15 protein-coding genes are annotated in these 15,579 nt (G+C 57.7%); 3 read left to right on the top strand and 12 right to left on the bottom strand.

Features of this window, described 5'->3' with window-relative positions; genetic code table 11:
- Positions 1-284, top strand: a 284-nt coding sequence (locus tag AF71_RS16005) for a transposase (RefSeq protein ID WP_210258282.1), incomplete at its 5' end; no start/stop codon positions are given.
- Here AF71_RS16005 and AF71_RS16000 read toward each other — a convergent pair.
- Entirely contained in the window at positions 281-2,188 is a 1,908-nt protein-coding gene (locus tag AF71_RS16000) for a beta-mannanase (RefSeq protein WP_169682066.1), read from the bottom strand. The genes AF71_RS16005 and AF71_RS16000 overlap by 4 nt on opposite strands.
- A 229-nt stretch (positions 2,189-2,417) precedes the next feature.
- On the opposite strand from AF71_RS16000, the gene AF71_RS15995 reads away from it, so the two are divergent.
- The gene (locus tag AF71_RS15995; protein WP_169682065.1) at positions 2,418-3,446 is read left to right on the top strand and encodes a LacI family transcriptional regulator; all 1,029 of its coding nucleotides are present in this window, start codon (positions 2,418-2,420) and stop codon (positions 3,444-3,446) included.
- Positions 3,447-3,549: 103 nt separating this feature from the next.
- On the opposite strand, the gene AF71_RS15990 is transcribed toward AF71_RS15995, so the two are convergent.
- Genes AF71_RS15990 through AF71_RS15955 form a run of 8 tightly spaced genes read right to left on the bottom strand, consistent with a single transcriptional unit; the run spans position 3,550 to position 11,060 of the window.
- Entirely contained in the window at positions 3,550-4,698 is a 1,149-nt protein-coding gene (locus tag AF71_RS15990) for a fumarylacetoacetate hydrolase family protein (RefSeq protein ID WP_169682064.1), read from the bottom strand.
- On the bottom strand, positions 4,689-5,585 hold the full coding sequence (locus AF71_RS15985; RefSeq protein WP_169682063.1) for an aldose 1-epimerase: 897 nt from the start codon (positions 5,583-5,585) through the stop codon (positions 4,689-4,691). Before AF71_RS15985 ends, AF71_RS15990 begins: the two co-directional genes overlap by 10 nt.
- Positions 5,586-6,329, bottom strand: coding sequence for an SDR family oxidoreductase (locus AF71_RS15980; protein WP_169682062.1), 744 nt, complete (start codon positions 6,327-6,329; stop codon positions 5,586-5,588).
- A gap of 10 nt (positions 6,330-6,339) precedes the next feature.
- Positions 6,340-7,071, bottom strand: coding sequence for an ATP-binding cassette domain-containing protein (locus AF71_RS15975; RefSeq protein ID WP_169682061.1), 732 nt, complete (start codon positions 7,069-7,071; stop codon positions 6,340-6,342).
- Between the two features lie 3 nt (positions 7,072-7,074).
- Positions 7,075-8,052, bottom strand: a complete 978-nt coding sequence (locus tag AF71_RS15970; protein WP_169682060.1) for an ABC transporter permease — start codon at positions 8,050-8,052, stop codon at positions 7,075-7,077.
- 55 nt (positions 8,053-8,107) lie between these two features.
- Entirely contained in the window at positions 8,108-9,085 is a 978-nt protein-coding gene (locus tag AF71_RS15965; protein WP_169682059.1) for a sugar ABC transporter substrate-binding protein, read from the bottom strand.
- Positions 9,086-9,126: 41 nt separating this feature from the next.
- On the bottom strand, positions 9,127-10,335 hold the full coding sequence (locus AF71_RS15960; protein ID WP_169682058.1) for a mandelate racemase/muconate lactonizing enzyme family protein: 1,209 nt from the start codon (positions 10,333-10,335) through the stop codon (positions 9,127-9,129).
- Positions 10,336-10,346: 11 nt separating this feature from the next.
- Positions 10,347-11,060 carry a FadR/GntR family transcriptional regulator gene (locus tag AF71_RS15955; protein WP_169682057.1) on the bottom strand — a complete coding sequence of 238 codons (714 nt, stop codon included), beginning with the start codon at positions 11,058-11,060 and terminating at the stop codon, positions 10,347-10,349.
- A 108-nt stretch (positions 11,061-11,168) separates the two neighbouring features.
- Between AF71_RS15955 and AF71_RS15950 the strand changes: the two genes are divergently transcribed.
- On the top strand, positions 11,169-12,059 hold the full coding sequence (locus AF71_RS15950) for an SMP-30/gluconolactonase/LRE family protein (protein WP_312867263.1): 891 nt from the start codon (positions 11,169-11,171) through the stop codon (positions 12,057-12,059).
- 446 nt (positions 12,060-12,505) lie between these two features.
- On the opposite strand, the gene ligD is transcribed toward AF71_RS15950, so the two are convergent.
- The 3 genes from ligD to AF71_RS15935 form a co-directional block, all read right to left on the bottom strand.
- Positions 12,506-13,555 carry a non-homologous end-joining DNA ligase gene (gene ligD, locus AF71_RS15945; RefSeq protein WP_169682056.1) on the bottom strand — a complete coding sequence of 350 codons (1,050 nt, stop codon included), beginning with the start codon at positions 13,553-13,555 and terminating at the stop codon, positions 12,506-12,508.
- The gene (locus AF71_RS15940; protein ID WP_018856289.1) at positions 13,555-13,842 is read right to left on the bottom strand and encodes a DUF982 domain-containing protein; all 288 of its coding nucleotides are present in this window, start codon (positions 13,840-13,842) and stop codon (positions 13,555-13,557) included. The genes ligD and AF71_RS15940 overlap by 1 nt, the downstream gene beginning before the upstream one ends.
- Positions 13,843-14,503: 661 nt before the next feature.
- Positions 14,504-15,259 carry an ImuA family protein gene (locus tag AF71_RS15935; RefSeq protein WP_169682055.1) on the bottom strand — a complete coding sequence of 252 codons (756 nt, stop codon included), beginning with the start codon at positions 15,257-15,259 and terminating at the stop codon, positions 14,504-14,506.
- Positions 15,260-15,579 lie beyond the last annotated feature (320 nt).

The raw sequence follows: 15,579 nt of genomic DNA, 5'->3' as shown, positions 1-15,579 counted from the left end.
TATCCAAGGGCGACGTCGTGATTGCCGACAATGTTCGCTTCCACAAAAGCGAAAAGGCCGAAAATCTCATCAGACAAAAAGGTGCCTGGCTGCTCTTTCTACCTGCGTACTCGCCCGATCTGAATCCGATCGAAATGGCCTTCTCGAAACTCAAGACGCTCCTACGAAAGAAAGCCGCAAGGAGTTTCGACGCAATATCAAATGCCCTGAGCGACATCTGTGCACTGTTCCCCGTCGAAGAATGTCGAAACTACTTCAGGGCCGCAGGGTATGAGGCGATTTAGACGCGACAAGCTTTAGGACGTCGAGCTACAGCCCCGCCAACGGTCAAGCAGTGCTTCGGCCGCACTCGAAGCATGACAGCATCCAGACCCGGCACCTCGATCCCCGTCCGACCGTCGACGCGTTCTTCATCCTTGCAGATATCTGTGACTTCCCATTCGTCTGGTACCGAGAACTCAATCGATCGAACTTCGCGGCTATGATTGATCAGGACGACAAACCGAAGTTCGGGCGAGAACGCGTGCTCCGTTACGGCAATTGCCGGATCGGCAACCTCTATCAAGCGCGACTTCCTGTTCGCCTTCGAGAACTGCGCATAGAGCCGCCAATAGGGATTGTCCTCACTAAACAAGGTTCCGGCAAATTCGACCTCAACTGGAAAAGCCAAAGCGTAAACATTACCCTTGCCGAGGCGATTGCTCCAGAAGACGGGATCGCCAGTATCGTCCCTCGTTGCAATGGCTTCGCCTGACGTCAATTTCACCCGTGTCTCGCCAGCTCCGAGTATTTCGATCTGATGGCCACCATCCAGGATCGTTGCGGACGCCGCCATCGGTGATTTAGACCGCGATACTATCTCGGCACCAAACGTTTCCACGAAATGGGGCACGATGCCGTCCTTGAAGGACACGTAAAGCGTCGCCCCTTCCCTGGCCCGCCGCAGCAGTTCGAGCCATACGCGCTTCGGTATGCAGTTGGGACCAGTCATCGAAGGCAGGATGTAGATGCCAGCTTCGGGAATCTCTTGATGAACGTGACAATAGGCGAGCTGCAACTTTGCTTGCTTGGCAAGGACAAACGATCCATAGGCGGCCGCCCAATCGTCCTGATTGTCCGACAGGATGCAGACAGCATCGATCGCTGCAGCAGGTAGCGTGCCATTTGGAACATGCCCCATCACCTTCTGGAATTTTGCGAACTCCTCCAAGACAGGTTTCGCCGTGTGGTCGGTCTTCACCAATCCGAGCTCGGTTTCGACGGCGAACCAATCATAGGGCGCATGACCGAGACCGGTTTGATCGTAGGCACACCACCATCCAAAGGCTCGGCAATCGTTCGCCCACAAGGACCACATGTTGACCCGAGCGAACTTCGCCGAAACTTCATCGCTGGCAATCATCGGACCCATTGTCCCGACTTCCTCGACGATACAGGGCTTGCCGCTGATATCGCGATAGAAGCTGGTTTCTGCGGTCGCGTGGAATGTCGTTCGGAAGTCATCGACGTGGCCGAGTTCGGCGTGGCGAACCCAGTACGGGTACGGATGCGTCGTCAGGATATCGGTCAACTCACCCTGATCTTCGATCAGCCACGGGTTCTTATGGCCTTTCAACCGCGAAGAAAGGGTATGCATGCCGGAGACGACCGACCGCGAAGGATCGGCGCGCTTGATGGCACTCGAAATGGCCGCGGTCCATGTATAGGCGACGTCCGGATTATCTGCGACGCCCATGCAATTGCATTCGTTTCCGAGATCCCATACCGCGATCGAACCCTCGTCCTTCAGGGCACTCACGAATTCTCGGACAAATCGTATCTGCCAGGCAATGCTCCTCGCGTCACTGATAGGATCCATGCCCTCCAGTGCCGGCGGAACAAACAGGCGGCCGCTCATCCATCCGGTAATCACACCGACAACGAGTTTGAGATCGTGCTTTTCGGCGAGAGCGCACATTTCCCGAAACCGGCCGATCATTGTCGAGGACAGTCCGGCCCGGCCAAGGGCATCGGTTCCAAGAGGCTCTTCGCGTAGCCGATATTCATAAGGGGCGGCGGAATGTGTTCGAAGCAGCTTGATCGGCTGAAAGTCGGGCCACAATGGGAAGACCCGCAACCAACGGACCCCATGCTTAACCAGGGCAGCCATGTCGGCATCAACGACGGACGGCTGCCAATCCTGCCACATGTTCGTCCCCGCATGGGATGCCCAGTAGTTGCATCCGAGTGCCAAGCCCCCCTGAGGAAAGAGCTTGATTGAATCATTCGCCAAACCGACCAAAACACATCTCCGAAATCGATTACGTAAGCGAATACACAAAATATCAAGACCCCACAAGTGCTGTAAAATCAGATATGTTTGACACTGTTCGTCGAGAGAATTAGGGGTAATCTCTATATCGTTTTCGGAGAGTTCCATGAGGAGCAATCGTGGTCGCGTTGATCGCCAGCCAAAACCAACGCTCAAAACGATCGCGCAGCTCACTGGGCTGACCCCTGCGACCGTCTCCCGTGCGCTCAACGATGCCGACGACATAAGCTCATCGACGAAAGAGCGCGTGAGGCTCGCGGCACGCCAGATAGGCTATCGCCCGGACCGCGCAGGGTTCAGACTTCGTACGGGCAAGTCACGCGTTATTGCCCTGGTGCTGAACATGGAAGATGAAATCCTTGGCATAGCCGGGCCGCTTGTAAACGGCGTCGCCGAGGTGCTCTCCCGTTCAGGCTATGGCATGGTGGTGGTGCCGGATAGCCCGCATGAGGACCCGTTGAAGGCCGTCGGAGAGGTTCTCGACAGCGGCATGGCCGATGGACTGATCATCACCCGTACCCAACCGATGGATCAGCGCGTTATCTTTTTGACGAACGAAGAGTTTCCGTTCGTCACCTTCGGTCGAACGCAGCTACGGAGTGTTCACGCCTCCGTCGATTTCGACAATGAGACCTTCGCTTATGAGAGCGTTCGACGGCTTGCGGACAACGGGCGGCGAAATATCGCGCTCCTGGCGCCACCGTCGCATCTGATGTTCTGCAAGCACATGTCGGACGGATTCCGCCGAGGCATCCGTGACTTTGGATGCGTGGAAGTACCGTTTGGCAACGTCGATCTCGACAGCCCCCTGGAGGATATTTTCAAGGAGGGGACACGCTGGCCATTCGAGAGCGGCTTGGTTGACGGCTTTGTCGCCGGCAGCGCAAGTACTGGTGTCGCTCTCCTTGCTGGACTCGAAAGCGTCGGAGCCCGGATCAAGGTCGATTTTGACATGGTTGCGAAAGAGCCGACGCGTTTCACCGAGTGGATCAGGCCCGAGATTATCGCCATAAACGAGGATATTCGTGCGGCCGGAAACGAATTGGCCCGCACTATCATTTCCGTAGCCAATGGCGTGGAACTGCCGAACCTGCAGTCACTCATTGCTCCGAAATTTCGTGACGCGTCGGTTTGATCCGACACCTTCGCTCCGGCCAATCCCTCTAGCCGGAGCCTATCTATGTGGGCTATTGCGCGCTCGGCGCCACCATCGGCGTTGGCCGATGAATTGTCATGCCCTAGTTGCCAAGCAGGCCGCGCGTGGCAAGGTTGCGCATGAGCGCGGCCGTCCCGAAGGTCCAGGGCGGGCATTCGGTCGACAAGGCCACCGTGTTGATCAAGCTGCCCAACTCAGCGTTCGAAATTGCTACCCTGTCGCCTATCTTGTGCGTAAAGCCCTGGCCGGGTGTATCGCGATCCTCGACCGGCGCAAAAAGGGTTCCCATGAACAGCATGAGCCCATCAGGATATTGATGGTGGCGACCAATCGTCTGGGCGACGAGATCGAGCGGATCGCGACTGATCTCCTTCATCGAACTGCTGCCATCAAGGACGAAACCGTCCCTGCCCTCGATCCGTAGTTCCAGTTCGGCGTTGCGCACGTCCGCGATCGAGTAAGTCTCGTCAAACAGGCGGATAAACGGCCCGATGGAGCAAGAGGCGTTGTTGTCCTTTGCCTTGCCGAGAAGAAGCGCCGAACGACCCTCGATATCGCGCAGGTTGACATCGTTGCCGAGTGTCGCCCCCTTCACGCGCCCCCGGCTGTCGACGGCCAGCACGATCTCGGGCTCGGGATTGTTCCAGTTCGACACCGGATGAAGTCCAACGGAGGCGCCCCAGCCGACGGAGGACAGCACCTGCGCCTTGGTAAAGACCTCTGCGTCTGGTCCGATACCCACTTCCAGATATTGCGACCAGAGGCCGACCTCGATCAATGCCTCCTTGACCTTTGCTGCTTCCTCCGATCCGGCACGCAGGTCGCGCAAGCTATCCCCGATAACCGCCGTCACGCGTTCGCGTATCGAGCGCGCCATGTCCGGGTTTCCGGCAGCTCTTTCTTCGATCACCCGCTCGAGCATCGATCTCGCGAAGGTGACACCGCACGCCTTCACCGCCTGCAGGTCACAGGGTGCAAGCATCGAAAATGGGGCATGGTCGGGTAGATCCGGGTCCATGATCGCTCCCAGCGACGCGACGATTTCGCCGGGCTGCGCGCGAACGAACGAGACCGGATCGTCTTTCTCCAGCAGGTCGCGCATCGTCGGCGCCTCGGCACAGGTGATATCGAACACCATTCCGTCGCGCACGACGACCACGGACGGACCGCCAAACTCGGAGCGGAATATCCGGCCAGCAAACGTGCCGCATTCGAACGAATTCAGTGCCATGAGGAACTCCAGTCCAAAGTCATCGAACTTGTGAGGGTTTTGCCGGGCTGAAGAACCGTCAGCCCGGGCATACCGGGAAGATTGTGCGCATCCACCGGATGAGAAACAGGCTCGAAACAGAAGAAATCCGCATCCGACCCGGGCGAATAGACGACAGTAACGTCGAGATTGTCAGATGCGCTCAAGCGAAAGGAGACGGCATCAGGGCCTTGTTCGACATCGCAGGAGCCCAGCCAGCCAGTGAACGCATTGTTGATCCACTCGGCCGGCAAAGGGGTCGGCGCCGAGAAATCCCAACAACCGTCCGCATCAATATCGACCAATGTCAGCGGCAGATGTCTTTCATTCTCCAGCCAGACTTTGTTCGCTGAAAACCGAACTGTTGTTCGTGCGCTTCGCGGAAACCAGGGATGAAACCCGATGCCGAAAGGCAAGGCCGTCGGTGATGTCGATGTCACCTCCAAACGCACGACAAGCCGGGTTTGCGACAAGACGAGCGTCTGCTTTGCATCATATCGGAACGGACCAATACTACCGTGAGGACAATGCAGCGTGATCGTCGATGTATCCCGCCCGGCGATCAGCCACTCCCGCATGAACGCATCTCCGTGAATCGGAAGCTCTTGACCGCCCAAATTGGGACTGACGGCGTGGAAGTGCTCGCCGAATACAAACCCTCCCTGCGATATCCGGTTGGAGAAGGGAACCAGAACATTACAGCCCAGAGCGAAAGGACCATCAGTGATCCGCCCGCTCCACGGCCGCAGGAGAGGCCGATACCTCCCCTCGGCGTCGCGAACATCAAGCCGCGCCAGACCGCCACCCAAGCTGGGAACAACGGCGACGCGGGCTTTGTCGTTCTCCAGAACGATCTCCTGCGGATGCAATTACCAGCCTCCGTCGATGGCAAAATTCTGGCCCGAGATCATATCGGACGCCGGCGACACCAGAAAGAGAACGAGGCTCGCGACATGGTCGGGCTCGATGCGCTTCTTCAGGCACTGACGGTCCAGAACCCAGTCGCTATATTGCTGCAGCCGATCCCCGAACACGCGCTCTTCTGCTTCGGAAACCACCGCGCCCGGCGAGACGGCATTGACGTTGATGCCATACGGACCGAGTTCACGGGCGAGCCCCTTGGTCAGACCGAGCATCGCGCCTTTCGACGCCACATAAGGCACATAGCCGTCCCACTGCCCGTTCATGGTGATTGACGTGAAATTGAGGATCTTTCCGCTTCGCTTCGGTTTCATGAACGGCGCGACTGCCCGCACCACCGCAAAAGCGGCGGATGAGTTGACCCGGATTTGATCCTCATATTCCTCCAGGCTAAACGCCTCGAACGGCCTGTTGATGATCAAGGCGGCGTTGTTTATAAGGATGTCGATGCCACCTAGGGCTTTGGCTTCCTCGCTGACAATTTCCTCCGTGACCTGCAGCTGGTTGAGATCGCAACCGAGGAACCGAACGCCGGCTCCAAGTTCTGCCGCTTTCTGCGCGCCGTCTTCGATGTCTGGCCGATCAAGAACGATCACGGAAGCGCCTTCGGCATGAAGCCGTAGCACCTGAGCCCTTCCCAGAGTTCCGAGGCCTCCTGTTATCAGGGCCGTCTTTCCTTCTAGCATTCCCATTGGCTTTTCCTCAGAGCACCGACTGAACTTCTTCGATCGTCGTGTCGCCGATCCGCTTGTCGAGCACGACTTGGCCACGGGCCATGGCGACAACCCGATCACAGCATTCGAAGACATGGTGCATGTTGTGACTGATGAAGATGCCGGTTACGTTCTGCTCTTTCAGGGAACGAACGAAACCGATGACCTTGTTGGTTTCCTTGACCGAAAGGTGATTGGTCGGCTCATCAAGGATCATCACCTTCGATTTGAAGTGCATGGCACGCGCAATGGCGACGCCCTGCCGCTGCCCGCCAGACAGCTCGCCGACAAGGGCATCCGGCGATCTCAGATGCAAATCCACATTGCTGATGGCCTTGACGCTCTCCTCACGCATCCTGCCCATGTCCATGACACCGACGCCTGCAATCGAAAACCGCATGGGCTCCCGACCGATGAAGAGGTTGCGCGCGATCGACATGGTCGGGACCATGGAGTTGTATTGATAGATGGTCTCGATGCCGAGCCGCATCGAGTCGCGAGGGCCAGAAATGGCGACCTTTTGGCCCTCCACGAAGATCTCGCCCTCGTCCTGTCGCTGGACGCCTGACAAGATGTTGATCAGGGTGGACTTTCCAGCACCGTTGTCGCCAATCAGCCCGACAGCTTCGTTCCGCGCGAAATCGATCGAAACACCTTTGACGGCATGAACACCCGAATACCATTTGTGCAGGTTTTTAACCGAAACGATGGGTTCGTTCATGGCTCACACCTCCACCTTGATTGCCTTGGCGCGCTTGCGCAGCCAAGAGTTTGCAATAACCGCGAAGATCGTCAGCGATCCGATAGCGAACTTGAACCAGTTGGCGTCGACCTGGCTAAGGATGAGGCCATTGTCGATGACGCGGATTAGCGCCACACCGATAATCCCTCCGAGAACAGCGCCGATGCCGCCTGTCAATGCAGTTCCGCCAATGACCGCAGCCGCGACAGCCTGCAATTCCATGCCTTCCCCGATGGATGGCAAGGGAGAGCCGAGGCGCAAGACCTGGATCAACCCAGCAAATCCACTCAGAACCGAGCATAGGATGAAGCAGGCAATTTTGACGCGCGCCGTGGGGATGCCCATCGCATTTGCTGCGGGAAGAAAGCCGCCAGTCGCACGCACCCAATTGCCGAAATTCGTGCGGCTCAGCAGCAAGGACACGAGGATTGCGACAGCGACGAACCAGATAAAGGACATACGGAAGAGCTCACCCGGTCCGACGAAACTGACAAATAGCCAGGTCGGTAGATCCGCCGACAGCAACGGCGGAAACCCACCGGAGACCACCACCGTTAGCGAGCGCGCCACAAACATCATTCCGAGCGTCGTGATAAAGCTCGGGATGGCGAACTGGATCGTGAGAAAGCCGTTCAGGAAGCCGATTGCGACGCACACTAGCAATCCCGCCGCCAGCGCCACGGAAAAGGGGACATCATGGGTCATTAGGACCGCGACCGTCATCGGCATCAACGCGAACACCGCGCCAACCGAGAGGTCGAACTCGCCACATATCATCAAGACGGTCACGCCGATGGCGACCAAGGCCATCTCGGGCAAGATTCCGAACACGCCTCGCAGGTTGCCAGCGGTAATGAATAGTCCTCCTGACCGGCTCTGAAACAGGAAGATCAAAACGACCAGCAGAAGGAGAGCGGCAAGCTCTGGCTTCTCCATATAAATCTTCAGAAGTCTTTTCATTAAGCAATCTCCAGAGTGGAAGGGGCTCATGAGTGATCCCCTTCCTGCCTTTGACTTAGCGCAGGCCCTTAGCGGACAGATCCATGATCATGCCTGCATCCGCCGGGCGCACGATGCCTTGGCCCGTATCGATGTTCGACGGCGCAAGACCCAGCTTCTTGGCGAGGTAAACTTCCATCACCGGCATGAAACCTTGCATGTATGGCTGCTGGTCGACCTCGGCCTGCACATAGCCGGCCTGCATCTGCTGGACCACTTCAGGAACGAGGTCGAAACCGCCGAGCAGAACCTTGCCGGGCGCAATGCCGCGATCCTTCAGAACTCGTGCGACCGATGCATGCCAGAAACCCGTGTCGAGATAGGCGGTGGTTTCGGGATGCGCGTTGAGGTAGGCGCCGACACGGTCTGCGGTCACAGCAAGGTCAGTTCCGCTGTCGATGCGGTCCCAAGAAATATCCCGCGCGGGGTTGGCAGCCTTATATTCTTCAAGAAAATCAATGACACCCCGCCCGCGCGCCTCCGACCAGTTCTGCCCAGGCGCGGAGACGCCAACCAGAACCTTGACCGGCCCATCCTTCGGAAAACTCTCGGAGATCGCCTTGCCGAGCGAATGACCGGCCGGCCGGAAGCCCTGGCCGACGAACGCCGCGCGTTTGTTACCGTCGGCCCCCTTACTGTCATCAACGTTGACGCCAATCACAACAACGCCGTCTTTGACCGCGCGATCAATCACGTCGTCGAGCGCCTTGTCGTCAACGATCGAGGTCAAGAGCGCGTCAGGCTTGCGAGCAAGTGCTGCTTCAATGTTCGACAGCTGCTGCTCGACCGATCCTTCGGTTTGCGTGAAGACCATCTGGCAGTTCGCGCCGATCTTCTCGCAGGCGTCGTCGAAGCCCTTCTTGACCGCCTGCCAGAAGGTATTTGATGCCGACGAATGGTGCGCAAAAACGATGTTCAGCGGTTCGGCCTGTGCGATGCTCGTAGTGGCTAAAAGGGCAAGCCCCCATGCACCGCAGATAATGCTCTTTCTCATGCCTTTTCCTCCCAGGTTTGCGTGTTACTTCAGTTACAAAGTCAGATGCTTACGGAGTTCGATATGCGGCGAGACACCGTGAATGCCTTATCGAGATCGGGATGCAGTTCCATGCCCAATCCGGCACCAGGCGGCACGGTGATCATTCCGTTTTTCACCTCGGGCAATGCCGTGACGAGATCGCGATACCAGGTTTTGTAGAAGGCCCGCACACTCTCCTGGACAAGCGCATTGGGCGCGTTGAGCGAAAGATGCGTCGAGGCGCAAAGCACGACGGGCCCGGTACAATCATGAGGCGCGACCGGCAGATGCCAGGCTTCCGCCATCGCAGCTATCTTCCTTGCTTCCGACAGTCCCCCGCACCAGCTGATGTCGAGCATCACAACGCCAGCCGCCCCGGTCTCCAACAGATCGCGGAAGGCCCAGCGCGAACCCAGCGTTTCCGATGCCGAAATCGGTGCGGGCGACACGGCCGCGTAGCGTCCGAGACTGGAGAGACTGTCCATCTTGATCGGATCTTCGTGCCAGAATGTCTGGTAGGGCGTCAGCGCCTTTGCGATCTGCATGGCAGGCAGCAGTTGCCACATCGAATGGAACTCGACCATGATGTCCATCCTGTCGCCCACGGCCGAACGAATTTTCTCGAACGGCTCCAGCGCCCGCCTGAGATCCGGTGAGGAAATGTACTGGCCGCGGGCCTTCTCCGCCGCGATATCGAAGGGCCATATCTTCATGGCCGTTATCCCTTCTTCAAGCAGGGAGTGGGCGAGTTCGTCGGCGTGAAGAAGGAAGCCATTCAGATCGTCGTAAGCGTTGGTCGCAGATGTCGCCAGATCGTAGTTAGCCGTCGTTTGGCCGGTTGCCTTCTTGATGTATTCCGTACCGGCGCAGGTATTGTAAGTGCGGATTTCGCGACGGCTGAATCCGCCCAACAGCTGTGCAATCGGCTGTCCGGTTGCCTTGCCAAAGATGTCCCACAGTGCAATGTCAAATGCCGAGTTGCCCCGCACCTCAGCCCCTGACGACCGAAATCCGAGATAACCGACGAGATCTGCGGCCAGGAGATCGATCTGCAGCGGGTCGCGTCCAATAACGCGTGGCGCTACGTATTCGTGAATGTAGGCTTCCACGGTCTCTGCACCGAAGAAAGTCTCCCCGAGACCGGTAATTCCTTCATCCGTATGGACCAGTACCCAGAGCAGGTTCTGGCGTTCCGCGACACGCACGGTCTCTAGTTTCGTGATTTTCATAAGATGCTTCCCTATGCGACGCCGGCTGCCAGCAACGCCTTCACGCTCTCTTCAAAATGCTGGGCCATCAATTGGCTTGCAGCCTGGGGGTCACCCGCAACAATCGCCTCGGCGATCGCGACATGCAGGTCGTTCATGGCATGCCGCTCATTGTCAGATGATCGACTGCGCCATCCGATTGGCCATGTCTGTCTCGAGACACCCTGAAATGCGCCGACAATCATCGCGAAGATCGGGTTCTTGGAGGCGCGAGCAATCTCAAGATGAAATGCCAGGTCGCTCTCCATGACCCGTTCCGCCGCATCGAAATTTGTACGCATCGCCTCGGCATGCTCAAGAATCGCACGGGCTTCATCATTGGAGCGGCGCAGCGCCGCGAGTGTTGCCGTCCGCACTTCAATGGTCCGGCGCACGTCATAGATTTGCTGGACATTGATTTGTGCGGTGTCAATGCCATGCTCGATCATCAGCGACATCGCACCATGATCCAGTTGCGCGACCATCGCTCGCTTGCCGACACGCAGGTCGATGAGCCTCATTGCTGCAAGCGACCGGAATGCCTCGCGCACCACTGTGCGCGATACGCTGAGCTCTTTAGACAACGCTCCTTCGCTTGGCAGGCGATCGCCCGGGCCCAGTTCGTTCATGCGGATATGAGCGGTGATCGCTCCAATCGCATTGCTGACCAGCCCCGCGTTTCCGACTACCTCCGAAACAGTCGCCATGATAACTCCGTTTAAAAGTTCAAAACCTGTATGACAGCTTTCATTGATTTATGCGTATTTTATGATTACCCTGTCTGTCAACAGTCAATATTCGGACCGGGGGTTTCTGTGGGAATAAATGTTGAGGTGGCTCTGACGGCGGCCAACATCGTGGGGGAGAGCGCAGTATGGGATGACCACAGGCAGCGCCTGCTGTGGGTCGATATTGTTGGACGAGCCATCCATGCCCTGACGCCGGCAACGGGTGAGTACCAAAGCTGGCCGACGCCTGACATGCCAACCTCGATCGGACTGAGGCAAGACGGCGGAGCGATTGTCGGCCTCGCCACCACGATTGCGCTTTGGGATTACGGAGACGTGTTCCGGACGGTTGCGACAGTAGAGCCCGGGACGACCGGCAATCGATTGAATGAAGGCGTCGTCGGTCCGGATGGCGCCTTTTGGGTCGGCACAATGCAGAACAACATCGCCGCTGACGGCACGCCATTGGCAATGAACGGCGAGAAGGGTCGGCTCTACCGTTACACCCCCGATGGCAGGGTGCTACCCTTGACGAACGATCTATTCGGCATCACCAACACCTTGGTCTGGCCGGGTGACGGTACCGTGCTGACGGCGGACACGCTTCAAAACACGATCTACTCTTATGAGATCGCCGGCTCTATGCTCCGCAACCGCGTTCCAGTATTTGCCGGCTTCGAGCGAGGCCTTCCAGATGGCTCGTGCCTAGACGACGAGGGGTTCATCTGGAATTGCCGCGTCGCCCGTGGTGGCTGCATCGTCCGCTTAGATCCAAAGGGACGCGTGGACCGGGTCGTTGACCTGCCGGTTTCCCAGCCAACAAGCTGCACTTTTGGCGGCCATGACCTTTCCACTCTTTTCGTCACTTCCGCCCGGTTTTCGATGACGGACGAAGAGGTAAGGGGAAATCCGCTCGAAGGCGCCCTGCTCGCCATTAACATGGGAAAGCGCGGCCGAAGGGCAAATCGCTTCGGGTAGATCCCATCGCCAGCGGCAAGATAGGTATAGGCTGCACGCACAATCGGGAATGAGGTATTACCCGCGCATCAGAACTTGATTGCCGGCGTACTTTAGTTCCGCCTCTGCAACCGATCGAACATTGGCAAGTTCTCCGGATGCCGCCTATTGTCCGGCAGCCTATGGTTACGCCACCTATGGAGAAGCGGTAGGAGCCCATGCGGCTCGTCTTTCACCTGCAGCCGTAACCTGCCAGCTCCCGGCCGCTCGGACATCGGCGTGCGGAACCACTTCCGGCGCTTTGTCGGCCTCTCTGAAATGCGGTAATCTCATTCGCTTTGCGAGCGATGGGTTCTTCTCCAGGTGTCGTTCTTCGAACGCGGTGCACCCCTCCGCCTTTTGCGCATTGTCGCCCAGCTTACAGCCAATGAGAAAGTCGCATGTGCTGGTCATGTCTACTTTCCAGGTCATGAATCGCAGCCGACTTCGAGCACCGCCGCATTGTCCTGGTGCTCTCGCAGCCCCTTGTAGGAGGCGTGCCGAAGCTTTCCATCATGCGTCCATGCTCGATACTCAACTTCGGCGATGAGGGTCGGCTGCACCCAGACAATGTCCTTCTGGCGGCCGTCGTACACGACTGGCGGCCGCCTTCTGACGATGCGGTCCAGCAGTTTCCGAAGCGCGGCCGCGCTATTTTCATTGAAACCCGTGCCAACGTTGCCAACATAAATCCACGCGTCCCCCTTTCGAGCAGCCAGCAGCAGACTGCCGATCCCTCCTCGCGCCACAGGCGATGGCTCGTATCCGACCACGATAAAGCTGTCGCGCTGGACGCATTTGATCTTGACCCAATCGCCAAGGCGACCTGATCGATAACTGCTGTCCTTGTGCTTGGCGATTATCCCTTCGAGCCCATGCCGGGATGCAGCGGCAAAAATCTCACGGCCATCACCATCAATGGTATCGGACAGGCGGATAGCGCCATCCTCGTTTCGCAAGAGTGACTCCAGAAAGTAGCGCCGCGCCGTCAGTTCCAAGCTGCGGATATCGTGACCGTCGAAATAAAGCAGATCAAAAGCCATCATCATCGCCTGGCCGGACCGAAGCTTGCCTCCTCGTCCCCCGAGCGAGTTCTGCAGCATTCCGAAGTGAGGGCGACCTTCGGGATCGAGGACTACCGCCTCCCCGTCGATGATGGCGCTCCCAACATCCAGTGCCTTAGCCGCCTGGTCAATGTGTGGGAAGCGATGCGTCCAGTCGTGTCCGCCACGCGTCAGGATGCGAACGTTACCCTTGTTGAGGTGGACCGCGATCCGATACCCATCCCACTTTACTTCATAGAACCATTCGTCGCCGACCGGCGGGCGCGGCTTCAAAAGCGCCAGGCACGGCTCGATCCGGTCGGGCATTGGGTCGAATGGCAGCTGAGGCTGCTTGGGGTCGCGCGGCTCTCGTGGACGGGAACGGATTGGCTGGTAGTCGGCCAGCAACGGCCGTTCACGAGGAGCCTTCACCATTAGCCAGCCTTTTTCATCTCGGCGATGTCGTCGGGAAGTACGAGCATGCCTGCCTCGTGGGCAGCATCGACGAACGCGGCCCTGGCTGTATCGGCATCGGTATAAAATTCCAAGGCCTCCACCGATCGCATCAGCGCACTGTGAAATTTCTCGCCGCCGCGATGATGCCATTTGCCGCTGAGCAGCATGGCCGCCAGTTGGTCGACGGTCTCCGCTTTTCGATATCGTCCCATGCCATCGATTTCGACCTGCAGGGGCTTAATAAACACGGGAAGATCGACGGCCATGGCGAAACTCCTTGACATATCTCCGCCCACTAAAATGCCAAGTGATTCGTTTGTCTAGGGGAGTGAAAATATATAAGTCCAGCGGAACAAAAGCGTCGCATGGGAGTTAACCTTTCCCCTGAAGGATAGCCGTTTCCATTTGGAAAACACTTCTCTGGGTCCACTCTGATGTGGCTTTTTGCGGGATTGCTCAACTCTTTATATCAGTCATCACTAAATCAAAGAGCGTTGTGTCGTTGCCCAGCGAGCAATGGTGCATCAATCTGCGCTGGATTCCCGTACCTCCCGGGCGCACCAACTGGCAGGTCCTTTTTGCGCTCAGTTCCCACAGTTGATCATCGCTCAGATCTTGGCTTCCAACCCCGCGTTAGACCGCTGCTCATGCATTTCTGAGCGGTATCGAGCTGGTCTCGAAGGAAGCGGCAGTCGTCGATCAGTGTGGCAATCGTGGCATGCAGATCGCCATCGTGCCACTCTATAGCTTGATCGACTGGACTAATTTCCTCGCGCACTTGCTTCATCGCAGACATGACATTTCCTTTGTCGTCTTCGGTTTCATCGGACAGGATTTGTTAAGGTCACCCGGCGTCACTGCTCGGCGAACATGCGCGTCATGCGGCGTGTACCAGCAAGGTGGATTAGATGAGTGATCCTGGTAAACTCAACTGGCATGGGCGGATCGATTTCCTCCGGTACTCCAAGTTCCAGCCGACGTTGGGATCGCAATGCGACCGGACAAATCACAAGCTTCGACTTCGAACTCGGCACACTCGCCAGCTTTCACTCTCATTAACTCCAGCATCCAGCGAGCCCTCCCCACACCAGGAACAGGAAGCTCTTCCGATGGCATAACGCTTACCCTCCATCGCGTGGCCGAGGCCGTTGGCTGACCGAAGTCCGTTGCCTCGCTCTGTCGGCGCCACCGCCGAATAATCAATCCCAGTGTGCCGGACTTTTCCGCCGCCAGTTGCAGCCGTCGGGACGCCGTCATCGGCAGTCGAACCAATTCAGCAACGACGGCTCCTAGTGCACCGTAGGAAAGGGCTTCCTCCATCGACGCGAGAACATCCTCCTCTCGATCCGCTTCGACGAATATTACCCGGTTCGGGTGAAGGCCGACCTGCGCCAGCGCAGGAAAGAAGAGATCCGGTCGGGTAAGGCACCAAATCACTTTCCCTTTCGTGCGAGCGGCGACCCCGGCTGCAAAAAGGGCTGCGGCTGCCCCATCCACGGCCCCCGCACCACCGCCCGCGAACTCGTGGATCGCTCCCAATGCCAGCCCCCCACCAGGCAGATGGCTATCAATTTCCGGCACACCAAATGGCAGGGCGCATTTCCGTCGCGATAGGGCGCCATCAAGATGAGAAATACGCTCGCGAAGCTCGGAAATAACGGGGTTTGCGCTCGCATGCGCCATCTGTAGCCTTCGTCAATTCATGGGTTCCATCTCGCTTTGGAAGCGATTATGTTCTACATGTGTTCCGGTAAGGCAGTCTAGTCAATAGGGCTATCTGCGGTCACCATGGGCAGCTCGGCTTTTCTAGGGGTGGCATGAAAATGATCCGCGAACGAATCCAATGCCGTAGCCGGTCGAAATTCAAGTTCGTACGATATCTAACGATGAGAAAAAATTCCTGCGACGAGAGAACCTCGCGGAAGTATCGCGGCTCAATCATACCTTGGTGTGCGGCGTCTGCGACCGGAGTATCGAACTCGGCCGCAAAGCTGGCAACACGT

Origin of the sequence: Rhizobium sp. 57MFTsu3.2, from assembly GCF_012932765.1 — a bacterium.
GTDB classification, from domain to species: Bacteria; Pseudomonadota; Alphaproteobacteria; order Rhizobiales; family Rhizobiaceae; genus Rhizobium; species Rhizobium altiplani.
Note: the sequence above shows the minus strand (reverse complement) of the source record. Positions and strands in the feature narration are given on the sequence as shown.